Below are 25,739 nucleotides of genomic sequence, written 5' to 3' on the forward strand. Positions count from 1 at the left end.
GCTCAAACAAATATAAGCATTTTGGCGTTTCCTGCCTGCATGGCCTGCAATTAGGAAACGCCAAAGCTTATTACGTATTCTGGGAGGTTTCTTCGCGCCGGGCCTGAACTTCCTTCTTCATGGCCGCCTGCACTTTTTCAAACGCACGCACCTCAATCTGGCGCACCCGCTCGCGCGAGATACCATATTCGTGCGCCAATTCTTCTAACGTTGAGGGATCATCCTTTAACCGGCGTTCCGTAAAAATCCGGCGTTCACGTTCGTTCAGATTTTCCATGGCGGAAGAAAGCAGCGCTTTACGGCCAGAAAGTTCCTCATTCTCAGCGTAAACGTCTTCCTGATTGGTGTGATCATCAACCAGCCGGTCTTGCCATTCACTATCCTGATCGGCCCGCATGGGTGCATTCAGGCTATGGTCTGGGGCTGCCATGCGGCGGTTCATATCCACCACATCCTGTTCAGAAACACCCAGTGTTGTAGCAATCTTGTTCACCTGCTCTGGCTTCAGATCACCATCATCAATGGCCTGCATCTGCCCTTTCAGGCGGCGCAGATTGAAGAACAGCTTTTTCTGAGCCGCAGTGGTGCCCATTTTCACCAAAGACCAACTATGCAGGATGTATTCCTGAATGGCTGCACGAATCCACCACATGGCATATGTGGCCAAGCGGAACCCTTTTTCTGGATCAAACCGCTTTACGGCCTGCATCATGCCAATATTGCCTTCGCTAATCAGTTCATTGATTGGCAGGCCATAACCACGGTAACCCATGGCAATTTTTGCAACCAAACGCAGATGAGAAGTTACAAGCTGATGCGCGGCTTTAACATCTCCTTTATCGCGCCACAGACGTGAAAGGCTGAGTTCCTCTTCTGGTGTGAGGAGAGGATATTTGCGGATTTCCTGAAGGTACCTTGAAAGATTGTTTTCAGGCCCAACATTGATAACGGAAGATACCATGTGCTGACTACTCCCCTGAACTGGAAACTCCCTTGAATGCTTTGGGTTCCCGTAACGCCCGCAATGCATTCATAAAAAGAGGCAAGATCCAGTCATGCGATGGACAGATGTCTTAACCCTCAATTCCTCTGCCCTCCGTATGAGCGGCAAACTGAAAAGAGGCTTTCCCACCAGTTCGGCTACGGTTTCCAAGGCCTAGTGGGTGTAATAGGGTGCGCTGGAAAAAGCACATGTGTCAAGAATTCTAAGATGCATGGCAGAAGACAGCCATATTTCTGGACCTGTGCAGTCCTGTTTCTCGTTTCCGAATCGAAAAACCTATTCCTGATCAGCCTTCAAGCTGCGTTCCAATGCCTGCATGTCTTCCGGCATAGGGGTTTCAAACAGCAATTTTTCACCTGTTCTGGGGTGTATAAACCCTAACCGCGCGGCATGAAGAGCTTGGCGCGGAAAGTCCAGAGCAGCAGCACGGGCCGCAGAAGGCAGTACACGAGAGGCTGCGGGAATCCGACGCAGATACAGCGGGTCGCCTATCAAAGGGTGTCCGTTCGCAGAAAAATGCACACGGATCTGGTGTGTGCGCCCTGTTGCCAACTTGCAGGCCACAAGGGCAGCCCCCGTGCCAAAAGCCTGCAACGTGCGGTAATGTGTGAGCGCCCATTTTCCGCCTTTGGGGGTGAGCGCCATGCGCTTGCGGTCTCGCTTATCGCGCCCGATTGCCCCTTCAAAATCTCCCTCCGCCGGATTGGGTAGCCCCCAGCAAAAGGCCAAGTAGGTACGGTCTATCCGACGAGCGGCAAAATCTTCTGACAAGGCTTGATGTGCCATCTCTGTTTTAGCTGCCACCATAACGCCAGAGGTATCTTTATCCAGCCGATGCACAATACCCGGGCGGCGTTCTCCCCCAATACCTTTCAGGCTTTCACCACAATGGGCAATCAGGCCATTAACCAGCGTACCTGTCTCATTCCCCGGCGCGGGATGCACAACAAGGCCCGCGGGCTTATCCAGCACAATCAGATCATCATCTTCGTACAAAACGGTGAAAGAAATATCCTCTCCTTGCGGCACTGCGGGGGCTGCGGGTGGAATGGTCAATTCCACTTTCATGCCAGCACGAGCTATGGCGGCCGGTTCTCTTATGCACACGCCATCACACTTAAGGTGCCCTTCTTCAATTAGGCTTTTAATGCGTGAGCGTGAAAGCGTTTCCATTATAGCTGCCAGAAAACGGTCAATCCGCTCTCCTGCCTGCTCTGGCGTTACCGTAAAGGAGAAGGATGTTTCCTTTACGGGCAAAGATGGATCATAACCATTTTGCATTATAACCATCTGTGCCAACACCTATCCGTTTTTCGAGTTTCATGCAGAAGGAAAAGATGAAAACGCACAAAGCCTTTTCCACTGCACACCGTCAAGCACAGGATGCTATGCCGGGCCTCAAGAACACGCTGCCAGACCTTACTGCTGTGCAAGTTACATATCGTGCCAGCATCTATAAACGGCTGTTTATCCTTGGTTGTCTGGCTATAGGGGTTGTACTTTCACTTGGTGCCAATTTTCTGGTTGGGCCTGCTCATCTCTCTCCAACCCTCTTTTTGCATACACTGTTCAATTCAGCATCTGTGCCGCAGCAAACTGCCATTATTGTATGGCAAATTCGGATGCCTTATGCCCTCATGGCTGCCTGCATAGGTGGCGCTCTGGGCTTGGCAGGTGCAGAAATGCAGACAGTTCTGGCCAATCCATTAGCCAGCCCATTTACATTAGGTGTTTCCGCTGCCGGAGCGTTTGGAGCTTCTTTAGCTATTGTTTTACAATGGCACATTACAGGCGTGCCCGATAACTGGCTGGTAGCAGGGTGTGCCTTTGTGTTCTCGGTCTTCTCCGTTTTTGCATTGGATATGCTAACACGCTTCCGACAAGCCGATACCAGCACGGTTATTCTTTGTGGGGTTGCGCTTGTTTTTTCGTTTCAGGCGCTTGTTGCTCTTATGCAATTTGTTGCCAGTGAAGATACGCTGCAAGATCTGGTTTTCTGGACACTCGGTAGCCTCAGCCGCGCTACATGGGCCTCTTTAGCTTTGTTGGCTGGCAGTCTGGTTCTTATTTTCCCACTCTCTTTGCGCTCTGCTGGAAGGCTGACTCTTTTAAGAATGGGAGAAGAGCGCGCCGCCAGTCTTGGGGTGGATGTCCCGCGGCTACGCCGAGCAACGCTTTTACGTATCAGTTTTTTATGCGCTCTTTCCGTTGCTTTTGTGGGCGTGATCGGGTTTGTGGGATTAGTAGCCCCACATATTGCACGCAGACTGGTGGGAGAAGATCATCATTTCAGCCTACCCGGCAGCTTACTCACCGGCGCGCTTATTTTGTCTGTTTCTTCTTTGGTTGCGCGTATTTTGGTGCCGGGCATTGTGGTGCCTCTTGGTATTATTACCTCACTGGTGGGCATTCCATTCTTTCTGGCCATTATCCTTAAACAGCGGCCAATGGTATGACAGCAGGCAAATATTCCTCTGGCCTGATAGCACAAAATCTCACCGTCCATTATGGACGCAATACGGTGCTGGATGATCTAACAACACCTCGCTTTCCACATGGGCGTATCTGTGCCCTGCTGGGGCCAAATGGCAGCGGCAAATCCACCTTGTTACGCGCCATGAGTGGCCTATTACCTGCTCAAGGCACTATTGCGCTGGATGGTCTTCAGCTTACCAGCATGCGTTTGCCTGAACGTTCCCAACACTGCCTGTATCTTCCGCAAGCCCTGCCCGCACCTGTTAATATCACTGCGCTAGAAGCTATGCTGGCTGCAAAACGTGTTATGCCCAACAAGCAAGGGCAACGTTTTGCTGATACCCCAAATGAAGAAGATATTGAGGTTTCACTAAGCCTTTTGGAGCAATTTAATATTGCCCATCTGGCATTGCGAAAATTGAATGAGCTTTCCGGCGGTCAACGTCAGCTCATTGGTCTGGCTCAGGCTCTTGGCCGCCAACCGCAGGCCTTGTTGCTGGATGAACCACTTAGTGCGCTGGATCTGCATTATCAGTATGCTGTTACAAAACTACTCACGCAGATCACGCGTGCAAACAACCTTGTTACAGTGATGGTGCTACATGATCTGAACATCGCGTTAAACTTGTGCGATCTGGTTTGTGTGCTGCACGAAGGCCGTATTATTGCCTCCGGCCCTCCGGCGGAGGTCTTAACTCCAGCATTGTTACGCACTGTGTACCGTGTAGCGGCACGCATTGAAACCACAGCCGATAACCACCGCTTTATCGTCATTACCGGTTGCGTATAAGCGGCGATTACGTGCCACAGAATGTATATCTTACGCGCTCTTCAGGCTGGGGTGGTTGCGCATACCGCGCCATATCTGCCTGCTCTGTATAAGGTGATGCGGTAAGGCGCAGCATTTCCTCAAACAGCGTATAATCATCATTATTCACAGCAGTGCCGATCATGGACTCTATCAGATGGTTGCGCGGGATATAACACGGGTTTACGCGGCGCATATTCTCTGCCCGTATCGCTGGCGCCTCTTCCGCTTCCTGCGTTAAGCGCTGCCGCCATTGGTGCAGCCATGGCTGCATACCCTCTAACGTATCGGGCACATACTCACCCGCTATCACACGCTCATCACTCAAACTGCGGAAGGTATTGGTGAAATCAGCCTGATGCTCCTGCATCTGAGCAAACAAAGCATGGAAGAATGTTTCATCCTTGGCTTGCTGTGTTTTTAAACCAAGTTTTGCACGCAATCCCGCAAAATATGCGCCATGGAACAGTCCACCAAATTGCTCAAGCGCCTGCCCAGCCAAGGCCACGCCTTCATCTTCATCCTCAGAAAGAAGTGGCAACAAGGCTTCCGCCAAGCGCGTAAGATTCCACAAGGCGATTGTTGGCTGATTGGTAAAGGCGTAACGCCCGCGCTCATCAATAAAACTGAACACGGTATTGGGGGCATACTGATCCATAAAAGCGCAGGGACCATAATCTATGGTTTCCCCTGATACGGCCATATTATCCGTATTCATTACACCATGAATAAACCCAACCAGCATCCACTGCGCGATAAGCTTGGCTTGAGCCGCAATAACCTGCTGAAGAAACTCCAGATACGGCGCTGGGCCTTGTGCTACCTGCGGGTAATGCCGGGCAATGGCAAAATCCGCCAAAATCCGCAGCCCTGCCAAATCCTGCCGCGATGCAAAATACTGAAACGTGCCAACCCGGATATGGCTGGAAGCCACACGTGCCAGAACAGCCCCAGGCAACATGGTTTCACGTAAAACAGCCATGCCTGTTTTTACGGCAGCCAGCGCACGAGTTGTGGGAATACCTAAGGCGTGCATGGCCTCACTGACCACATATTCACGCAACACAGGCCCCAGCACAGCGCGGCCATCCCCCCTGCGTGAAAACGGTGTAGGGCCAGAACCTTTAAGCTGCACTTCCCACACATGGCCCTGAGCGTCCTGCACATCCCCCAGCAACAAGGCGCGCCCATCGCCCAAATGCGGATTAAAGCTGCCAAACTGATGCCCCGCATACGCCGTGGAAAGTGGATCCACACCTTCTGGCATTGCACTGCCAGATAACATAGCCACGCCCTGCGGGCTGGCCAGCCATTGTGCATCCAGCCCAAGTTGTTCTGCCAAGGCGTAATTCAACCGGATCAGCTTGGGATCTGGCGCAGGAGAAAGAGGCGCGCTGGCATAAAACCGCTCTGGCAATGCTGCATAGCTTTGTTGGAAAGGAAGTGGTGCCATAACGCATTTCTCCGGAAAAAGACGGAAGTGCCCAGGTGGCCCGATAACAGCCTGCCTTGCCGAAAGCAGCCACCTATTCCGCCAGATGCAAAACCGCCCTACGGGGCATGCCTGTCTGGCTCTCTGGCACATAAAGCATGAACATGATAGGAAAAGCCCCATCAAGCCTGCCAACTCAGACCTAAGATATAAGAACGTCTGATAGCAAAAAAAGAACCGAGGCAACGGAGCCGCCAGACTATCTGGCTCAGACCCCAGCGCCGTGGAGACAGCAGAACCCATGACCACCGAATCTGACACCGCCTTCAAGATTACCCGCAAAACAGACATTACCCCCGCAGCAGAGCGGGAAGCCATGCTGGCCAATCCGGGTTTTGGCCGCGTTTTTACCGACCACATGGCTGTTGTCACTTATACGGAAGGTAAGGGTTGGCATTCTGCTGAAATCCTGCCCCGCCAGCCGTTGATGCTGGACCCTGCGGCATCCGTATTGCACTACGCGCAGGAAATTTTTGAAGGCATGAAGGCCTATCGCACTCCAGATGGCAGCGTGCAGCTTTTTCGCCCAGATGCAAATGCCCGCCGCTTCCGCCATTCTGCCGAACGTATGGCTATGGCGCAGGTGCCTGAAGAACTTTTTCTGGAAGCAGTCACCCAGCTTGTAAAACTGGATAAGGACTGGGTGCCCAAGCCAGAAGTCGGCACGCTGTATATCCGCCCCTTCATGATTGCCACAGAAGCCGCGTTGGGCGTGAAACCGGCATCTGAATTCAAGTTTATTGTGATTGCCTGTGCCGCGGGTGAATATTTCTCCAAGGATGCCGGCCCGGTTTCCGTATGGGTGGAAGAACGCACTGTTCGTGCCTCCCGCGGGGGAACGGGTACGGCCAAGTGTGGTGGCAACTATGCCGCCAGCCTAACGGCCCAGATGGAAGGCAAGGAACATGGCTGCCATCAGGTTCTGTTCCTTGATGCGCAGGAACGCCGCTGGCTGGAAGAAATGGGTGGCATGAACGTAATGATGGTGTTTGAAGATGGCACCCTGCAAACACCTCCGCTGGATAGCGGCACCATTCTGCACGGCATTACGCGCGATTCCCTTCTCACCTTGGCGCGTGATCGTGGTCTTAAGGTAAAAGAAGAACGCTACGCTATTGATCAGCTTTATGGTGATGCCGATTCCGGCAAGCTGAAAGAAGTGTTTGCCTGTGGCACAGCCGCTGTTGTGACACCCATTGGCACCTTCAAAAGCACAGAAGGCGGCTGCACCATTGGTAACGGCCAGACAGGTGAGGTCACCAGCAGCCTACGTAAAGCTTTGTGCGATATCCAGTTTGGCCGCGCAGCAGACCCGCATGGCTGGGTTAAAAAAATTGGCTAACTTGCAGGTGCCTTTCCTGTAAACATACCCCCTATACCCCGGCCTTCGCCGGGGTATTTGTCTGTTACGGGCCTTAACACCCTCCAGAAAGCCAGGTGCCCAGTGCTGGACATCAAAACCCAAGGGGCATATCCAAACCCTATGGCTTTCTTTCTGCCTTCCCTTCCGCTTACACGGTTTGCATCAGTATGACAGAAACACCCCATCTGGTTCTGGTAGATGGCAGCGGCTTTATTTTCCGCGCCTTTCATGCCCTCCCGCCCATGACCAGCCCAGAAGGTGTGCCCGTAAATGCCGTTTATGGCTTTACCACCATGCTGGCTCGTTTGCTTAAAGACCATGTAGGCACCCATCTGGCTGTGTTATTTGATGCCAGCCGCCAGACATTCCGTTCAGAAATTTATCCGCAGTATAAAGCACACCGGCCCGAACCGCCTGAAGACCTGCGCCCCCAGTTCAGCCTGATCAGGGAGGCCACACAGGCCTTCAATGTGCCGGGCATCGAACTGCCCGGATGGGAAGCAGACGATCTTATTGCATCCTACGCAACAGCCATTCGGGCACAGGGCGGTACCTGCACCATTGTTTCTTCAGACAAAGATCTCATGCAGTTGGTGGGGGATGGCGTTTGCATGCTGGACCCAATCAAGCAAACACCTGTTGGCCCTGCAGAAGTGGAAACCAAATTTGGGGTGCCCCCTACAAAAGTAGTGGATGTGCAGGCCCTGATGGGAGACCCCACAGATAACGTTCCCGGTGTGCCCGGTATTGGCCCCAAAACAGCCGCAGCCCTTGTGCAGGAATATGGCACACTGGAAGCTGTTTTGAATGCCGCGCCGGAAATGAAAAAATCCAAGCGGCGTGATATGCTGATTGAACACGCCGAAGCCGCTCGCGTTTCTCTGCAATTGGTAACACTTGCTACAGATGTTCCCCTCCCCGTGCCGGTGGATGAGCTCAACACGCGTGAGCCAGACATGCTAATGCTGGCAGACTGGCTGGATCGCATGGGCTTTCGTTCCATCCTCAGCCGTATGGGGCTTGGGCATCCCTCTGGCGCCCACGCACATCGTGCAGCAAAAAAAGTGGCTGCAGCATCTGTTGCCGGAGCCACTACGCCTGCTGCTGATACCGCGCCAACCACCGATGCTTCTGTACTTTCTGCGCCATATCATGACTATGAAACCGTACGCACAGCAGAAGCTTTGCAAAAATGGATCAGCACAGCGCAGGAAGCCGGTATCTGTGCCGTTGATACAGAAACAGATGGGTTAGACCCGCTGGCGGCTAATATTGTTGGGTTTTCTATTGCAACGGCTCCGGGCAAAGCCTGCTATGTGCCATTAAAACATGAAGGCACTCTGGAAGCTCCCACGGGTGAACAACTTGCTGTTGATGCGGCCCTTAAACTTCTGGCACCACTTTTGCAGGATGATGCCGTTTTAAAGATCTTCCATAACGCCAAGTTTGATCTGCTCATTCTGGATCATGCGGGCATTCCGCTTTCCAGCATCACCGCTGTTGATGACACTATGCTAATCTCTTACAGCCAGTCTGCCGGGTTGCATGGGCAAGGTATGGATGAGCTTTCTAACCTGCATTTAAACCATACGCCCATTACGTATGACAGTGTGACCGGCACAGGCCGTAACCGCGTGCCTTTTGCGCAAGTTCCTGTTGAAACAGCTACCAAATATGCGGCTGAAGATGCCGATGTAACCTTGCGCCTCTGGTATGTGCTGCACCCCACGCTGCGCACCAACAAGGCACTGGCGCTTTATGAACAGATTGAACGCCCGCTTTCAGTTATTCTGGCCGATATGGAAAAAGCTGGCATTGCTGTAGATCGTACAGAGCTTGACCGGCTTTCCAAAGATTTTGAAGCTCGTATGCAGGGCATGGAAAACGATATTTACGAAGCCGCCGGGCGACAGTTCAATATCGGCTCCCCCAAACAATTGGGGGAAATCCTGTTTGACGAAATGGGCCTGAAGGGTGGCAAACGCGGCAAGGCCGGAGCGTGGAGCACAGATTCCTCTGTATTGCAGGATCTAGCCGACCAAGGGCATGATCTGCCTGCGCGTATTTTAGCATGGAGACAACTTGCCAAGCTGAAATCCACTTATACGGATGCGCTCTTGCGCCAAGCCGGGCGGGATGACCGCGTGCATACATCTTTCCAAATGGCTATCACCTCCACCGGGCGCTTATCTTCGACTGATCCCAACCTGCAAAATATTCCAGTGCGAACGGAAGAAGGCACACGCATCCGGCAGGCCTTTATTGCGCCATCTGGCAAAAAGCTAATTTCTGCTGACTATTCGCAAATCGAACTGCGGCTACTGGCCGATGTTGCCAATATTCCTGCATTGCGTGAAGCTTTTCAGCTCGGGCAGGATATTCACGCCCGCACGGCATCGGAAGTGTTCAATATCCCGCTTGAGGGTATGGATGCCCTTACGCGACGGCGCGCGAAAGCCATTAATTTTGGCATTATTTACGGCATTTCAGCCTTTGGGCTAGGCAAACAGCTTGGCATTCCTGCTGGTGAAGCACGCACTTATATAGATGCCTATTTTGCCCGTTACCCCGGCATTCGTGATTACATGGAACGCATGCGGGAAGAAGCACGTACCCATGGCTATGTTCTCACGCCTTTTGGCCGCCGCTGCTATGTGCCGGGCATTCATGAAAAAAGTGCTGCCAGACGCCAATATGCCGAGCGACAAGCTATCAATGCTCCCTTACAAGGTGGTGCTGCAGATATTATAAAACGCGCCATGGTTCATTTGCCACTGGCTCTACAAAAAGCAGGCTTTGGCGCAACACGCATGCTCCTGCAGGTGCATGATGAACTGTTATTTGAAACAGATGAATCAGACGCTGAAGCTGTGGCAGAAATTATTAAAAACGTTATGGAAGCAGCAGCAGATCTTGCTGTTCCGCTGGTTGTAGAAACCGGAATAGGCCAAAATTGGGCGGAGGCACATTAAGACCATGACACCGGCTGGAAAACGTATAGCCCTCATGACCTTTGGCGTGCTGGCTCTGGCAGCCGCCGGAGGCTACACGGCCACTCACCTGGCCTTAAAACACGGCGTGCAACTAAACACTTATGGTAACGAGGTGGGAGGTTCCTTCCGCCTGATGGATTCCACAACTGGCACCATGACGGATCAGACCTTCCGTAACCGTTGGATGCTTGTTCTGTTTGGCGCCACACACTGCGCAGAAGACGCCTGCGCCCCAGCCCTGCGCAATATGTCTGCCGCATTGGATCAGGTAGAAGGTGGCAGGCACAATGCTGTTATCATTTTTGTAAGCCTTGACCCAGACAGAGATGATGCAGAGCGCCTGCGCCAATATGGTGAAAGTATTGGCCCGCGTATTGTAAGCGGCACAGCAGCGCCCTTTGCTTTGGCTGATCTGGCAAAGGAATATCATGCCCCTATCGAAAAGGTGCCTGATCCTGAATGGACATATACCATGCGGATGTCTCCACAGTTTGTGGTGATGGGGCCGGAGGTGCGTTATAAGGGAATGGTTGATGCCCGTGCAGATAGCGCCCATATGGCAGCGGATCTACGCCGTATTATGCAATCTCAGAACGGTGAATAATCTACTCTAAATATACATGACGCCATGCCCTCTACACCGTGGCGTCATGTATGTGTTCTGCATGTCTTTTCTTCTTGCCAGAGCTGTACTGTATTCTCATGTCATTATTTTCAAAACTTGGTACCAGCTTACGGTTTTATGCATCACTTGCCGTTATTGGTATTATTTTTCTGGCGCTGGATGCAGGATCTTTCCTTCTTCGGCACGCTTTGCCAGAAGGGTCAAAACGCCGCAAAATAGGCCAAGCATGGCTATGTTTCATGGCACGGCTTGCCGTGCGTTATCTTGAAGCTGCCGATATTTTGAAATGTGATCTAACAGAACTCAATACACTTAAAAACGTTCCCAACATTATACTGGTTGCCAACCATCCTTCACGGTTGGATAGCCTTATTCTGGCCTCTGCCTTGCCGCATCTGGTTTGCGTTACCAAAGCCTCCATCTGGGAACGCCCAACTTTGGGCAGTACATTACGCACTGCGGGCTATATCCGGCATGATAGTCTTTTGCGGCTCATTGGCCCTGCCTCTGAACGTCTGCAAGAAGGCAATCAATTACTATTGTTTCCTGAGGGCACGCGCTCCCGCGCAGGAACAGAACCCAGCCCCATGCAGCCAGGCTTTGCTGCTATTGCCCAATGCACACGCCTGCCAGTGCAGACCATTTTGATCAAAACAGATTCACCTTATCTTTCGCAGGGTTGGTCTTTTCTAAAACAGCCGCCCCTCCCCATGCGTTACCAGATACAAACTGGCCCGTGCTTTCCCGCTCCTACCAGAGATGAAGCCAGTGGGCGCGCATTACTTGAGACTGTTGAAAACTGGCTGAAAGACCATCTAACTTAAAGGCAAAACAGGCCCAGCATGAGAGTTTCATGCTGGGCCTGCATCCTACGAAGTGTTCCTAACTTTACCTTATTCCTGAGGAATAGACGGTAACGTAGAATCCACTGTGATAGGGTGATCCCCCTGAAGGATCTTTTTAACTTCAGCCTCGCTTCCCACTGCGGGTGGTGATCCACGCAAAGGCATACAGGCGGTTTCCTTTACTGTCAGCATTGTCACAATACCAATACCCCCTGCAAACATGAGATAATATGCAGGCATTAGCAAATTGCCCGTATGCCCAACCAGCCATGCTGTTACCAGCGGTGTTGTGCCGCCAAACATTGAAACAGATACGTTAAACGCCATAGAAAGCGCCGTATATCTGATCGGGGTATAAAAAAGTGCTGGCAGAGTAGAAGGCATACTGCTGGTAAAACAAACAAGTGCTAGGCCAAGAAGCATCAAACCCAAAAAGATCAACCAATCATTTCCGCTCTGCAACAGCAGAACAGAAGGAATAGAGAGAACCAAAAGGGCAACACAGGCCCCAATAATCATTGGTCGGCGGCCCAGTTTATCGCTTAAATACCCACCCATAACATTCAGTGGCATCATCATCAGCATGACAATGATAATCAGCAAAAGCCCTTTGCTTTCGGCGTATCCCAAAGCAACCGTCAAATAGCTGGGAATGTACGTCAGCAACATGTAATCGGTTACGTTAAATACCAGAACAAGGCCCATACACTTTAGCAACTGCCGCCAATGCACACGCAGCAGTTCACCCCAACCCGGCTTTTCATCATCCCGCTGCGCGGCCTGTTCGGCGTATGCCTGAAAAGCTGGCGTTTCTTCTAGCCGGGAACGCATATACACACCCAAAAGCCCTAGTGGGCCTGCAATTAAAAAAGGAATACGCCATCCCCATTGCAGCATGGCCGTATGGCTAAGGCCAATCTGCAAAGCCGTTACAATACCAGCACCTGCCACATAACCAGCCAGAGTACCAAACTCCAGCCAACTCCCCATAAGCCCCCGATTTTTATCGGTAGAATATTCCGCAATAAAGGTGGCTGCCCCGGCATACTCACCGCCAGTTGAGAACCCCTGCACCAAACGGGCCAGCAGCAATAGCAAAGGCGCCCATAAACCAATTTGAGCATAAGACGGGATAAGGCCAATGGAGAAAGTGCCGATTGCCATTGCAATCATTGTAAAAGCCAGAACTTTCTGGCGGCCGTACTTATCTCCCAGCGGTCCAAAAACCATACCGCCAAGAGGCCGCACCAAAAATGCTACGGTAAACGTAGCAAAAGTTGCAATCAGACGGGAGGCAGCATCATCCGATGGAAAAAAGACCTGCCCCAGTGTGACAGCAATATAGCCATAGACACCAAAGTCGAACCACTCCATGGCATTACCCAAAGCAGCCGCGCCTACTGCCTTGTTTAACATCTGGGCATCAACAACAGTAATGTCCTGCGGCTTCATCTGTTTACGGCGCTTAAACCAACCAAAATGCGCGTGCGCCGTTCCAGAATCTTTCATAAAATATTTCCTCACCTCTTAATTTCATACGTAATGTGCATCTAAAATATTATCATTATGTAGAAATTTATTCAATATTTTTCTAAGTTATACTATTTTATGATATTCCATACGATATATTCATTTATATATTTAAAATCAATACTTTAAATTACCCAAATAAATCCAGATTATATAAAACAAACCGATAGATCAGAGACGAAATACCAATACGAAGGTTGCATTTTTGAATGAAAAATTTTTGCGCTCCCAGAGGAACATCTCATAGTCATGAGTGGTTATAAGAAGGCTTCTGTTTTGATAGGCCCATCATCTCTCACCTGCCTATACTCAGCAAAGAGAAAGCCCTCATGTCACGCATAAACCAAATCATATATACTGGAATGGCTTTGGGATGCCTGATACTGCCAGCTTTGGCGCACAGCGCTCCTAAACTGCAGAAGCCTACCCCCATGCCGCAATCTTCCATTTATTCTGATGGAACGGGTAATAATATGGTCGACAAGCTTAATAACGCTCAGCTCGATCAAAATTACCGGGGGCCTTACTACTTTCCTGGACAAAAAATCCCGCCCTTTAAAAGCACACCACGCAATCAATTAGAAAATGCTGAAGATTTTTCTAAAACAGACAAAAATAATCCTGTAAAACAACAAAGAGGAAATACTTCTATCTCAAAATAAAATACACTCGTTAAGATATTCCCCTATTTGTAATTTAAAATAGGGGAAATTAAAGCCTAATTTATTTCGGGATTATCAAGTGTAACAAAGAAGCCCCAGCAACAAATACTATGGTACTCAGTGTCCAGATCGCCACAAACCATCCAATCCGTGCCCCAATATTTTTTGGGGCACCATCTCCATTTCCCTGAACAATTTTAGTGATAGCCATCTGTTTCCGTTACCTTTCCGCGAAACACACGATAGGAATAAATTGTGTAGGTTAGGATAATCGGCAGCAGAATAACTGTGCCAACAAGCTGGAACAATTGGCTACTTGGGGGAGCGGACACATCCCAAAGTGTCAGACCGGGCGGAACAATATAAGGCCAAACCGTAATCCCCAAACCAGAAAGGCATAAAAAGAACCAGCCCAGAGCACATAAAAATGGGCCTTTGGAATGCTCATGCCGCAAACCACGTACAAACAGTACCCCCAACACAGCTACAAGAATTGGCACAGGAAGAACGAGAACGACATTTGGCCAATCTGTCCAACGGCGTAAATAAGGTGCATGCAAAAGTGGTGTCCAAAGACTTACTGCAATAATCCCCAGAAACAGCCCTATGGCCAATTTACTGGCCCAACGGCGGCAAGAAGCTTCCAGCACTCCGGTAGTGCGCCAGATCAGCCAAGTTGCCCCCAACAGGGCATAACCACACATCACGGCTATACCGCATAGAATACTAAACGGCGTCAGCCAATCAAACGCGCTTCCGGCAAAAGCTCCATCAACAACTTTTACACCCTGAACAACACCTCCAAGAATGGCACCCTGACAGAACGCCGCAATACCAGACCCAAGCATGAAACCAACATTCCACAATGTCTCACGGCCTGTGCCATGCGTCATAACCCGGAATTCAAATGCCACACCACGAAAAATCAGCGCCAACAACATAAGAATGATCGGAAGGTAAAATGCTGGCAGAAGCGTGCCATACGCCCCGGGAAATACGCCGTAAAGCACAGCCCCACCAAGTACCATCCATGTTTCATTACCATCCCATACCGGCGCAATGGTGCTGACCATTACATTCCGGCGGCCTGGATCCCGCTCCAATGCAAACAGCATACCAATACCAAGATCAAAACCATCCAGAATGACGTAGATCGAAATAGCCGCCACCAAGATAACGGCCCATATAACCGGGAGCCAATATGTAAGATCCATTGTGCTCAAGCTCCTTTACCAGAAGAAGATTCAATAACTTCCGGATGCATGCGTTCTGCCAAAATATCGGATGCATTTGCGGAACTTGCTTCTGGCTCTCCCTCTTGCGGCTCATGCCCTAATTGGCGCACCAAAATGCCAATGCCAGACCCAAACACAATGACATACACCACAACAAAAGCTGTCATTGTTACAGCCATACTTGGCAGCATAATTGGTGAAACACTCTGTGATGTTCTTAAAAGACCATAAACAGTCCAAGGCTGCCGCCCCACTTCCGTGGTAACCCAACCGCAGAGCAGGGCCAGAAAACCAGCCGGAGCCATACACACCGCAACACGATGAAACACAGCATTTGTAAACAAGGTGCGTGTGCGCCGCAGCCACAGAGACCAAAAGCCAACCAGCATCATGAGCACACCAAGCGCAACCATGATACGAAAGGAAAAGAAAATAACCTGTGAAGGTGGACGTTGATCGCGCGGGAAGTCTTTTAGCCCCGGCACTTTACCTTCCAGACTATGTGTTAAAATCAGGGAACCCAGCAGCGGAACTTTTACTGCATAATCCGTGTGCTCGGTTTTCATGTTGGGGATGCCAAACAAAAGCTCTGGCGCGCGAGACGTTGAATCCCAATCCCCTTCCATAGCTGCAATTTTTGCTGGCTGATATCTCAGGGTATTCAGGCCATGCGCGTCACCCGCCATAATCTGTAGCGGGGCCACAATAGCTGCCATCCACATGGCCATGGAAAACATGGTGCGCACTGGAGCCGTGGCCACTTTTCCTTCACGCCGTGCCTTAAGCATGTGCCACGCACCTGTTGCGCCAACAATAAAGGCAACAGACAAAAAGGCTGCCAACCCCATATGTACCAGCCGGAAAGGGAAGGACGGATTAAAGATAATAGCCAGCCAATCTGCTGGCAAAAAACGCCCAGTTGCGGGGTCTATCATATAGCCACGTGGCGTTTGCATCCATGAGTTGGAAGAAAGAATCCACGTCATGGAAATTAAAGTGCCTATAGATACGCAGCATGTGGCGGCAAAGTGCAGTTTACGCCCCACCTTGTTCATGCCGAACAGCATGATGCCTAGAAATCCGGCTTCAAGAAAAAATGCTGTCATAACTTCATAAGACAAAAGAACCCCGGTAATGGGGCCTGCCTTTTGAGAAAAAACCGACCAGTTCGTGCCGAATTCATACGACATCACCAGACCGGACACGACACCCATACCAAAAACGATCGAAAATACCTTGATCCAGTATCGATACAGATCAAGAAAAACAGAACGTCCGGTTTTCAGCCAGCATCCTTCCAATACAGCCAAGTAAGCTGCCAGCCCGATTGAAAAGGCCGGAAAGATGATATGAACACCTACAGTAAAGGCAAACTGGAAGCGCGCCAAAAGAAGCGCAATATCATGCGCAGGTTGCATAGGTTCTTTCCAAACTTATAATTAGTGGTATTTTGACCGAAAATTGACATTGGATAGCAACAAAAATTCTATCTATACGCCATAAATTCTATAATTACGCATTATGCACCGGAAACAACACCTCCATGATTTGGTATTTAAAATAAATCAACAGAAAATGTTCGTCCAAGACCTTTTGTTTATCTTATGATAAAAGATACTTATCATGAAAATTTATTATCCGATGGATGCGTTTATTTGATACCACCTTCCATCTTGCCTCAAATATTCATCTGCCTATGCTAGGTATCAGTCGTGATTATATAACGCGTTATGCATTCAGGAGTTCCCTCACAGTGGTTACACCGCAGCCAGTTGATACGAAATTAACACAATCAGCCCTTTTCCTTGTGATGACCCTGAATGATGCCCCGACAGTTCGCACTCAGGTTTTAGATCTCCTTGGCGATATTTCGTCACTTGTGCGAGGTGTCGGGTTTCGTATTCCAGATGGCAAATTAAGTTGTATTACCGGTATTGGATCAAACGCATGGGATCTGCTTTTTGGAGCTCCTCGCCCAAAGGAACTCCATCCCTTTCAGGAAATTAACGGCGTGCACCATGCCCCCTCAACACCGGGAGATCTTCTGTTCCATATCCGTGCCACGCGTATGGATTTATGCTTTGAGATGGCAACAGCCCTAACTTCCCGCTTGGAAGGTGCTGCAACAGTTGTAGATGAAGTGCACGGTTTTAAATATTTTGATGCACGAGATCTGCTCGGTTTTGTTGATGGCACCGAAAATCCAACAGGACAAGCGGCGTTTGCGGCAACAGTTATTGGAGATGAAGATCCATCTTTTACGGGTGGCAGTTACGTTATTGTGCAGAAATACCTGCATGATCTTAAAAAATGGAATGCCATCCCAACTGAAGTTCAGGAACACATCATTGGCCGCAAAAAAGTATCCGACATAGAGTTGCCCGAAGCAGCCAAGCCCAGCTACGCGCACAATGTTCTTACAAACATTGAAGAAAACGGACAGCAACTTCAGATTGTACGTGACAACATGCCTTTTGGAGAAGTGGGTAAAGGAGAGTTTGGCACATACTTTATTGGCTATGCGCGTTCTCCTGCACGCACAGAACAGATGTTACAAAATATGTTTATCGGCAAGCCTCCTGGCAATTACGATAGAATTCTAGATGTAAGCACAGCGGTAACCGGGTCACTTTTCTTCATTCCCACGAGTGACTTCCTTGACGATGCTCCCAACATGAGCACAGAAAATATTCAGGCATCTCCAGAACCTGCATCTGCTTCTCAAAACACAAAACCTCTTCACGGTTCCCTTGGAATTGGATCATTAAACAATAAGGACGCCTGAAATGAACAACCTGCATAAACATCTTGCACCCATTTCCCACGTTGCCTGGGCCGAAATTGAACAGGAAGCTTCTCGCACAATCTGCCGCAATCTGGCCGGACGGCGCGTGGTTGACACACCAGAACCAAAAGGCACAGCATTTTCCAGCGTTGGTACTGGCCGCAATAAACAAATCAGCTCCCTGAGCGATGGCATACAGGCCGTACAGCGCGAAGTGCTTCCCCTTGTGGAACTGCGGGTTCCCTTTACCTTATCGCGCGAAGAAATTGATGCTGTAGAACGTGGTTCTCTGGATTCTGATTGGCAGCCCGTTAAGGATGCTGCCCAGAAAATTGCTTTCGCAGAGGATCGTGCCATTTTTGATGGCTATGCCGCTGCCGGAATTACAGGCATTCGGCAGGGATCATCTAACCCACATACAAAGCTGCCAGCTTCTGCAAAAGATTATCCGCATGCCATTACTGCTGCATTGGATACCTTGCGTCTTGCTGGCGTGAATGGCCCCTATTCTCTTGTTCTTGGCACCAAAGCCTATCAGGCTGTAAGCGGTGGAGATGATGTTGGCTACCCTGTTCTCAAACATATTGAGAGCCTGATTGAAGGTGAACCCATCTGGGCTCCGGCTATTGAAGGTGCTTTTGTTATCTCCAAGCGCGGTGGAGATTTGCAGCTTGATATCGGGCAGGACTTTTCCATCGGTTATCTAAGCCATACGGCAGAAACCGTTGAGCTGTATCTTCAGGAAAGCTTTACTTTCCGCGTGCTTACAAGCGAAGCGACTGTCTGCATCGAGTAACTTTTTGATGAGGTGTCGTGCCATTTACAATAAAATGGTAACGACACCTCACTTAAACGCCTAATAAATATCAGTATTTATCAGCTTTTATAAATTAACTATTTATTCGTATTCAGAAAAAACAAATCTTGATTGAGATATTATAATATATTCTCAACTTCACTATATAATATATAAAAAAATTTTTACTTTGTGATTTGCATTTTAATTTAAGTAAATTCGATAATACTCACCTATAAAGTCAATATATATTTAAATAATACATATTAAGTTTATTTTTGTAAAACATTTTATACATTAACTCTATGGTGTTTCGATTCTGCAATGACTTCCCTGATCCTGCGATTACTGTTATTGCATTATCGAAACAAGATGCGTTCCATAAAATATATTGCAGATTTCGCACTGTCTGTTGTCATGGAGATAGAAATTTTGGACACAAAAACTTCTTCATCCCACCCTCTTCAACAGACTTCAGAAGGATACAAACAAGCTTTAGGCAAACGTCAGATCCAAATGATCTCTATCGGAGGCGCTATTGGAACTGGTCTTTTTCTGGGTGCGGGAAGCAGGCTTCAAGCTGTAGGGCCTTCTCTTGCAATAGTTTACCTAGTTTGCGGTATTTTTTCCTTCCTTATGCTCAGAGCACTAGGGGAATTGGTTATGTACCGGCCTACCAGCGGTAGTTTTGTTTCCTATGCGCTGGAATTTCTAGGGCCTCGTGCTTCTTATGTCGCAGGTGCGCTTTCATTCTTTAGTTGGGCCATGACAGGTATTGTCGATATTACCGCCATAGCCCTTTACATGCATTTCTGGGGTGTATTTGCTGCTGTTCCGCAATGGGTTATGGCGTTTATGGCCCTTATGGTTATTACATCAATGAATCTGATTGGTGTAAAATGGTTTGGCGAGATGGAATTCTGGTTCTCGCTTATTAAAGTTGCAGCACTTTTAATTTTTCTTGTTGTTGGAAGTGCTATTTTAGGCCTGCGCGTTCCGATTGATGGACATACGACTGGCCTACAGTTGATTACTGAGCATGGAGGCCTGTTCCCTCATGGGGCACTTCCTGCACTCGCCCTGATGCAAGGCGTTGTATTTGCCTATTTCGGCATTGAGATGATTGGCACTGCCGCTGGTGAATGCCAGAATGTACGCGAAATCCTGCCATCCGCCATTAACAATGTTATCTGGCGGATCATTATTTTTTACGTTGGCACTGTTACTCTTCTTGTGCTGCTTCTGCCATGGTCCTCTTATCAGGCAGGCATTAGCCCATTTGTTACATTTTTTTCCAAACTCGGTATTCCGGGGATGGATTCCGTTATGAACATTGTAGTGCTCACCGCAGCACTCTCCAGTCTAAACTCAGGCCTCTATTCCACAGGCAGAGTACTTCGGGCTCTGGCACTTAACGGTTCCGCACCACGTTACCTATCGTATATGAACAAACAATCTGTTCCAGCAGCAGCCATTCTCACAACTGTTGCCATTTATCTGGTTGGTGTTGGATTAAATTACCTGTTGCCATCACAAATTTTCGAAATCGTAATCAACATGGCATCTCTGGGGATTATCAGCACATGGTGCTTTATTCTCTTATGCCAGATCAAATTACGTCAGGCCATTAAGGCAGGTCGTATTGCCCCTACGGGTTTTGCAATGCCCGGTGCCCCTTTTACATCTTGGTTAAGTATTGTGTTTTTCCTTTGCATTTTACTGCTGATGGCACTGGATTACCCAACCGGCACCATGTCTATCGCTGCCATTCCATTATTGGCTCTTGTGCTGATTATTGGGTGGAAGACCTCCAACCAGAAACCACAGAATATTGTTCCACAAACACTCTCCTCTGTGGAACTTACCGATGATGCAGGCTTTCCATGTGCGGAAAACAATCAAGTTTCCAAGGAGCACATTTGATGAGCACTATTTTCAGATATTTTTCTGATAAATCTCTGCGTTTTCTTCTGCCCCTTGTCCTATCTGCCATCACTGTAAGCACATATTCCCAAAGCGCATGCGCGGCCGATCAATGGTACACTGGGTCTCTGGTTTCTCCTTCAGGCCCTCTCTCTAAACAGGGTATGTTTCTTTTAGAACCCTATATGTACTACTCTGTACCTTCAGGTATGATCGGTCCGCACAATAACAATGTGCCCATGTCCTCCCCGCGTCAGCAATCGGTTACCAGCTTTACCATTTATCGGTACGCCTTAACGGATTACCTGAGCATTCAGACCACGCCAGCTATCAGCTACCGGTGGAAGCATGGAGATACAACCAGTAGCGGCCTGAAAATTGGAGATGTGCCAGTTGATCTCATGTGGCGCTATCTTACGGCAGATCCCAAACGGTTTATTCCCACACTCAACCTTATTACCGGCGTTTCCTTTCCTACAGGTGATTACTCTCACCTCGGACGCTCACAGGATGGCGTTGGCAGCGGCGTTTACACATATCGCGCGACATTAACTGAACAATCCACATACACCATGCCCAATAACCATGAGTTGCGGTTACGGCTATGGGCAACCTTCCGGCGCGCTCTTAATTCTGCTCATCTAAGAGATGTTACCAGTTATGGTACCACACGCGGTTTTCGCGGCCACGGACAGCCCGGCATGTATGGTGAAGCAGGATTTTCCTTGGAATATGGCATTACACAGCGATGGGTTTTTGCAATTGACGTGGCACGAGATTGGGCTAATGGCACCCGCCTAAAAGGCCATTATGCTTCTGCTTTGAAAGTAGATGAACTGAGTTCCGGTTCGGGAGATTGGCAGGTTGCCCCAGCACTAGAATACAACTGGACACCTAATTATGGCGTTATTGCTGGTGTTTCCGTGTATTATGCGGGACATAACACATCCCGCATTGTATCACCACAATTTGCCTTTAACGCATTATACTAACTAGATTTACAGAACTCAGGTCATTTCCCTTATTCATTATTTTCCTACCCCCCACTCATGAGTGGGGGTTTTTCTTCAGCGCCTCCGCCAGCAGCTGTTCCAGTATAAAAATCATCACTTGCAATTGTGCCCATAAAAGGAATTTCCATATGAGTATGCGGGTCTATACCTCCCGGCATTACCAATAACCCTGCGACATCCACAACATCACAACCCGATGGTGTTTCTATCGTGTTTGCTACATGAGCAATTTTTCCATCTGGGCCACACAGAATGTCTGCTCGCATACTGCCTTCTGCTATAATAAGCGCTCCGCCTTTAACATGAAGCAGGAGAGGACTGCCTTTCTGTTTTCCAATCGTTAAAGGATAAATGATATTTTGTATCGAAATCGTATTTTTATTCTGACTAATTGGTCAATAATATATTTCGTATTCGAATCGTAATGTAGGAAAGCATTATGGATGGAACACATCGTAATCGTTTAATAAATGAAGAGTTAGAACCATCTGCTACACGCACATGACAATGGAAAGATTATCTGCTTTTATGGATGTCGGACATTCATAGTGTAGCAGAATACATCACCGTTGAAAGTCTATTCACTTTAGGCCTTCCACTATACGATGTATTTGCGGCCCTACTTTTTGCTATCCTACTCGTACAATTAGCCTGCAACCTTATAGCCGTACCAAGCTTTAGGGCATCGGAAAATATTGTATGTATCTTGTGTACGGAACAACATCACAAAACGCTGTAGCTCTACAGCTCAATTGAACTGACTATTTTTAAAGGAAAATTACGTTATGGCGGAGAGAGAGGGATTCGAACCCTCGGTACGCTATTAACGTACACACGCTTTCCAAGCGTGCGCCTTAAGCCACTCGGCCATCTCTCCGACGCGAGAGAGGTAATAGCAAAATTTTCGGAACAAACAAGACCTAAAGCGGAAAAAATAAAGTTTTTATCTCAACCAACGGCTGAAGTGCGCGCATTATGGATAAAACGCGCAATTGCATCCGGATTCTTAATGCCAGGCGCACTTTCAACGCCGGATGAAACATCCACCGCTGCTGCTCCGGTTGTTGCAACGGCTTGTCCTACATTTTCGGGATTTAGCCCCCCCGCCAACATCCACAAATAAGCAGGTTTCCAACCTTGCAGCATATCCCAGTTCAAGCGCTGCGCATTACCACCCGGGCGTGTTGCATTAACTGGGGGCTTAGGCTCAATCACAAGCCGTTCCACTATGCTTTGTTGTGGCAAGTCTGCCTGTGAGGCAACTGGAATGGATAACCAAACAGGCAGCCCAAACTTGTCTTGTATCTGCACGGCGCGTTCAGGCGTTGTATAAAGCTGCAATATATCTAGATCGACCTGACCCAACACGCGTTCCAAATCAGCATCGCCAGGGCGTACAAAGAGCCCGACTTTCTTGATGCCGTCTGTAACCCGGGCAGCTAAAACCTTTGCCCGCAATGCATTTATATAGCGAGGAGAGCGTTCAAAAAAAACAAAGCCGACCCAATCTGCGCCATATTTCATGCAGGCTTCCAGCCCGGCTTCTTCTGTAATGCCGCAGATTTTTACGCCTGTCCGAACGCTGCTCATAACCTACTCCAGCTATATGCAGCAGATTTATGCTGTCAGTTCCGCAGCAATTGCTGCTGCTGCTGCTGCTGGATCTGCAGCCTGAGTTATGGGTCTTCCCACCACAATCCAGTCTGCTCCGGCAGCGCGTGCTTCCGCAGGCGTCATAACGCGTTTCTGATCACCCTTAGCTGCTCCTGCGGGCCGAATACCTGGCGTTACCAACACAGGCTTGTCACCCAGAACTTCTCGCAGCGCCTTGAGTTCATGCGCGGAGCAGATCAATCCATCCATCCCGGACTTCATTGCCAGATGCGCCAAGCGCAAAACCTGCGTGCGCGTATCATCCGGCACACCTACTTCTGCCAAGGCCTGATCATCCATACTGGTCAACACAGTTACAGCCAGCAGTAATGGGCGCTCTCCTTCCGGGAAAGCCTCATCACACGCCTTGCGTGCAGCTTTCATCATTTCTGCACCACCAACAGCATGCAGTGTCAGCATACGAGGGCGCAAATGAGAAAGCGCTTTTACAGCGGCTCCCACAGTATTGGGAATGTCGTGCAGCTTAAGATCCAGAAATAAAGGCCTCTGCCCAGCTAGATCTGCCACAGCCTGAAAGCCTGCTGCATAAGCAAATTCCATACCAAGCTTGATAACACCCGCAACACCTTGCACCGCATGCGCCCATGCCTTGGCCTGCGCCGGGTCTTGCGTATCCAACGCCACAATCAAACCTATTTGCCTTGCTGTATCAGACATGTGGTTCTGCTCCATTTGCAGGCGAAACAGGCGGAGTCGCTATGGCTACGGGCGCTGGGGCCACTGGCATGCTAGATACGGCCTGCACTTGGGCAAGCTGCGCTTCCAGTTCTTTTACATGTTGCTCTGCCTTGCGCGCACGCCGGCGTTGCCTGAATTCTGCCGTCCACAAACAGAAAGCTCCCAGCAAAAAGGCAACAGCAGCTACCAACAGCGCCAACACACCAGCTGAAGACTTCCAGCTATATGTCAGCAACCACATATCGAGCGGATCCTGATTACTGGCACTGAACACCACAAGCGCCAGCAGGAATGGGACAACAATTATCAGCCTGATCATGGCATCAAGTCGTAACCGTATCACACGCAAAGAACAAGCGACTGGATACCATCAACCGCAAGCTTAGTGATAAAATATTTCACACATTTTTAGACCGTTGCCAGAGCTACAACAGAAAAGAAGTTTATTGTGTTTCCTCTCGCCGCAACTGTCTGAATCTGGTAGGGCTGGTGCGGATTATATTGTTTTGCTCATTTTTCCTGAATAATGAGCTATTTTTGTTTGCGACATTACTCCTGAGGATCAGACATCCATCATGAATACCGAAACTGCAGATTCACTTGGCGGCGCATCTCACACATCTCCTGCGCCGTCTGTTATGATGGGAATCCAATATGTTAAATCTGTTGAATTTCAGGTTCTTGGGGCACCAGCCATTTACTCACGCGTAACAGAACGCCCTCACCTTGGTGTTTCTGTAGATGTACGTGCCCATCAAATGGGTGAAAACCAGCCCAACTTTGAAGTTGAACTGATCTTGCGCTGTCAGGGGCACCTTCCTGCACAACGAGAAGGGGAAGAAGTTGTCCCCTTATTTGATGTGAATCTGACTTATGCAGGTATCTTTACGCTGCAACATGCAACAGCAGAAACTTTTGAAACCTTGCTTCTTATAGAAGCACCGCGGCTTCTTTACCCTGCTGCCCGCAACATGTTGGCCACTCTATGCCGAGAAGCAGGCTTCCTACCCGTTATCATGCAGCAGATTGACTTTGCGGCATTGTGGCGCAACCGCCGTGCTGTAGGCTGAAAACAGCATTCAGGCCCTTTGATTTCCATACCTGAAAACGAAAGATGACAGACTATGCCAAGTAAAGCATCCGAAGCTTTATGGTACCCCTTTGACGCAAATTGGTACCGCGCAGAATACGGCGCAATTATGGATGCTCTGTTGTCTTTTTCTGACCATGAGCTTGAACAATGGTACAAGGTCGAAGGGGCATCCTCCGGCCATTCACCCAACAGATATTTCAACGAAGAATGGTACCGGGTAAATTGCTCCGAGGCAGCAGAAGCCATTACAAACGGCACCTGCGTTTCTGGCTTTGAGCATTACTGCAATGGGGGATACAAAAGCTTTTCTCCACATTACCTATTTTCCGAACGGTATTATCTTCAGCGCTACCCCGATATTTCGGAGCAAAATTTGCAAGCTGGCGGTTTTGTAAATGGGTATGACCACTTCCTCCGATCCGGCGATAAGGAAAAGCGCTCGGGCCATCTGTTTTTTGATCCAAACGTCTACATGCAAAACAGACCGACTGACCCAAGCCTGAACAGCCTTACGCCATTTATGAACCTACTTTATTCAGCACACACACTACCCAATTCCATTATGCTGTCTGATCACTTTAATCCTGCATGGTATCGTGCTCTCAGCCCGGATGCAGTTATGGCTGTGGAATATGGTTTTGCACCTAATGTGCTTTATCATTTCCTCAGCACCTTTACGCCTGATCGTTTCTAAGTTTTCCTTTCTGCTTTACAGACCCGTATTTTCCTGCGCTGAAGGAAGAAGC

Annotated in this window: 22 protein-coding genes, 1 tRNA gene and 1 pseudogene; 13 read left to right on the forward strand and 11 right to left on the reverse strand. The window is 49.1% G+C overall.

What is annotated here, in order from left to right; translation table 11 throughout:
• Positions 1-70 precede the first annotated feature (70 nt).
• Both rpoH and DS739_RS10500 read right to left on the reverse strand, forming a co-directional pair.
• On the reverse strand, positions 71-1,030 hold the full coding sequence (rpoH, locus tag DS739_RS10495) for an RNA polymerase sigma factor RpoH (RefSeq protein ID WP_006115933.1): 960 nt from the start codon (positions 1,028-1,030) through the stop codon (positions 71-73).
• Between the two features lie 249 nt (positions 1,031-1,279).
• The gene (locus tag DS739_RS10500) at positions 1,280-2,293 is read right to left on the reverse strand and encodes an RluA family pseudouridine synthase (RefSeq protein ID WP_006115932.1); all 1,014 of its coding nucleotides are present in this window, start codon (positions 2,291-2,293) and stop codon (positions 1,280-1,282) included.
• Between the two features lie 47 nt (positions 2,294-2,340).
• On the opposite strand from DS739_RS10500, the gene DS739_RS10505 reads away from it, so the two are divergent.
• Entirely contained in the window at positions 2,341-3,459 is a 1,119-nt protein-coding gene (locus tag DS739_RS10505) for an iron ABC transporter permease (protein WP_006115931.1), read from the forward strand.
• Positions 3,456-4,268: an ABC transporter ATP-binding protein gene (locus DS739_RS10510; RefSeq protein WP_006115930.1), complete on the forward strand. Its 813-nt coding sequence runs from the start codon at positions 3,456-3,458 to the stop codon at positions 4,266-4,268. The genes DS739_RS10505 and DS739_RS10510 overlap by 4 nt, the downstream gene beginning before the upstream one ends.
• A gap of 7 nt (positions 4,269-4,275) precedes the next feature.
• Here DS739_RS10510 and DS739_RS10515 read toward each other — a convergent pair whose 3' ends face one another.
• Positions 4,276-5,739, reverse strand: coding sequence for a YdiU family protein (locus DS739_RS10515; protein WP_035353345.1), 1,464 nt, complete (start codon positions 5,737-5,739; stop codon positions 4,276-4,278).
• Between the two features lie 280 nt (positions 5,740-6,019).
• Between DS739_RS10515 and DS739_RS10520 the strand changes: the two genes are divergently transcribed.
• From DS739_RS10520 to DS739_RS10535, 4 genes are all read left to right on the forward strand, one after another.
• Positions 6,020-7,120 (forward strand): branched-chain amino acid aminotransferase, encoded by a 1,101-nt coding sequence (locus DS739_RS10520; protein WP_035353342.1) that lies wholly within the window; start codon positions 6,020-6,022, stop codon positions 7,118-7,120.
• 188 nt (positions 7,121-7,308) lie between these two features.
• Positions 7,309-10,113, forward strand: coding sequence for a DNA polymerase I (polA, locus tag DS739_RS10525; RefSeq protein WP_035353339.1), 2,805 nt, complete (start codon positions 7,309-7,311; stop codon positions 10,111-10,113).
• Between the two features lie 4 nt (positions 10,114-10,117).
• On the forward strand, positions 10,118-10,738 hold the full coding sequence (locus DS739_RS10530) for an SCO family protein (RefSeq protein ID WP_006115926.1): 621 nt from the start codon (positions 10,118-10,120) through the stop codon (positions 10,736-10,738).
• A 98-nt stretch (positions 10,739-10,836) separates the two neighbouring features.
• Positions 10,837-11,583: a 1-acyl-sn-glycerol-3-phosphate acyltransferase gene (locus tag DS739_RS10535; protein WP_035353336.1), complete on the forward strand. Its 747-nt coding sequence runs from the start codon at positions 10,837-10,839 to the stop codon at positions 11,581-11,583.
• Between the two features lie 69 nt (positions 11,584-11,652).
• On the opposite strand, the gene proP is transcribed toward DS739_RS10535, so the two are convergent.
• Positions 11,653-13,113 carry a glycine betaine/L-proline transporter ProP gene (proP, locus tag DS739_RS10540; RefSeq protein WP_035353333.1) on the reverse strand — a complete coding sequence of 487 codons (1,461 nt, stop codon included), beginning with the start codon at positions 13,111-13,113 and terminating at the stop codon, positions 11,653-11,655.
• A gap of 350 nt (positions 13,114-13,463) precedes the next feature.
• Here proP and DS739_RS10545 point away from each other — a divergent pair, with 350 nt between their 5' ends.
• Positions 13,464-13,796 carry a hypothetical protein gene (locus DS739_RS10545; protein WP_035353331.1) on the forward strand — a complete coding sequence of 111 codons (333 nt, stop codon included), beginning with the start codon at positions 13,464-13,466 and terminating at the stop codon, positions 13,794-13,796.
• 197 nt (positions 13,797-13,993) lie between these two features.
• Here DS739_RS10545 and cydB read toward each other — a convergent pair whose 3' ends face one another.
• Positions 13,994-15,010 (reverse strand): cytochrome d ubiquinol oxidase subunit II, encoded by a 1,017-nt coding sequence (gene cydB / locus DS739_RS10555; RefSeq protein WP_035353328.1) that lies wholly within the window; start codon positions 15,008-15,010, stop codon positions 13,994-13,996.
• A 5-nt stretch (positions 15,011-15,015) separates the two neighbouring features.
• Positions 15,016-16,449, reverse strand: coding sequence for a cytochrome ubiquinol oxidase subunit I (locus DS739_RS10560; RefSeq protein WP_006115922.1), 1,434 nt, complete (start codon positions 16,447-16,449; stop codon positions 15,016-15,018).
• Between the two features lie 335 nt (positions 16,450-16,784).
• Between DS739_RS10560 and DS739_RS10565 the strand changes: the two genes are divergently transcribed.
• From DS739_RS10565 to DS739_RS10580, 4 genes are all read left to right on the forward strand, one after another.
• The gene (locus DS739_RS10565) at positions 16,785-17,816 is read left to right on the forward strand and encodes a Dyp-type peroxidase (RefSeq protein WP_035353389.1); all 1,032 of its coding nucleotides are present in this window, start codon (positions 16,785-16,787) and stop codon (positions 17,814-17,816) included.
• A 1-nt stretch (position 17,817) separates the two neighbouring features.
• Positions 17,818-18,612 carry a family 1 encapsulin nanocompartment shell protein gene (locus DS739_RS10570; protein WP_006115920.1) on the forward strand — a complete coding sequence of 265 codons (795 nt, stop codon included), beginning with the start codon at positions 17,818-17,820 and terminating at the stop codon, positions 18,610-18,612.
• Positions 18,613-19,044: 432 nt separating this feature from the next.
• The gene (locus DS739_RS10575; protein ID WP_369870176.1) at positions 19,045-20,535 is read left to right on the forward strand and encodes an amino acid permease; all 1,491 of its coding nucleotides are present in this window, start codon (positions 19,045-19,047) and stop codon (positions 20,533-20,535) included.
• A 239-nt stretch (positions 20,536-20,774) separates the two neighbouring features.
• Positions 20,775-21,527 (forward strand): hypothetical protein, encoded by a 753-nt coding sequence (locus tag DS739_RS10580; protein ID WP_232517467.1) that lies wholly within the window; start codon positions 20,775-20,777, stop codon positions 21,525-21,527.
• Between the two features lie 86 nt (positions 21,528-21,613).
• Here DS739_RS10580 and DS739_RS10585 read toward each other — a convergent pair.
• From DS739_RS10585 to DS739_RS10610, 5 genes and pseudogenes are all read right to left on the reverse strand, one after another.
• Positions 21,614-21,859: pseudogene (locus DS739_RS10585) on the reverse strand (dihydropyrimidinase); the annotation flags it as partial.
• A 475-nt stretch (positions 21,860-22,334) separates the two neighbouring features.
• Positions 22,335-22,425: transfer RNA gene (locus DS739_RS10595), tRNA-Ser, on the reverse strand.
• Positions 22,426-22,496: 71 nt separating this feature from the next.
• Positions 22,497-23,138 carry a phosphoribosylanthranilate isomerase gene (locus DS739_RS10600; protein ID WP_006115917.1) on the reverse strand — a complete coding sequence of 214 codons (642 nt, stop codon included), beginning with the start codon at positions 23,136-23,138 and terminating at the stop codon, positions 22,497-22,499.
• Between the two features lie 27 nt (positions 23,139-23,165).
• Positions 23,166-23,879, reverse strand: a complete 714-nt coding sequence (gene pyrF / locus DS739_RS10605; RefSeq protein WP_039891688.1) for an orotidine-5'-phosphate decarboxylase — start codon at positions 23,877-23,879, stop codon at positions 23,166-23,168.
• Entirely contained in the window at positions 23,872-24,219 is a 348-nt protein-coding gene (locus DS739_RS10610; protein ID WP_035353319.1) for a lipopolysaccharide assembly protein LapA domain-containing protein, read from the reverse strand. Before DS739_RS10610 ends, pyrF begins: the two co-directional genes overlap by 8 nt.
• A gap of 256 nt (positions 24,220-24,475) precedes the next feature.
• Between DS739_RS10610 and DS739_RS10615 the strand changes: the two genes are divergently transcribed.
• Together DS739_RS10615 and DS739_RS10620 are read left to right on the forward strand one after the other, a co-directional pair.
• Positions 24,476-24,970, forward strand: a complete 495-nt coding sequence (locus DS739_RS10615; protein WP_006115915.1) for a protein-export chaperone SecB — start codon at positions 24,476-24,478, stop codon at positions 24,968-24,970.
• A gap of 54 nt (positions 24,971-25,024) precedes the next feature.
• A complete protein-coding gene (locus DS739_RS10620) occupies positions 25,025-25,687 on the forward strand; it encodes a hypothetical protein (RefSeq protein WP_006115914.1) in 663 nt (220 codons plus the stop codon).
• Positions 25,688-25,739: the final 52 nt, after the last annotated feature.

This window comes from Acetobacter sp. JWB, assembly GCF_003323795.1.
GTDB classification, from domain to species: Bacteria; Pseudomonadota; Alphaproteobacteria; order Acetobacterales; family Acetobacteraceae; genus Acetobacter; species Acetobacter oryzifermentans.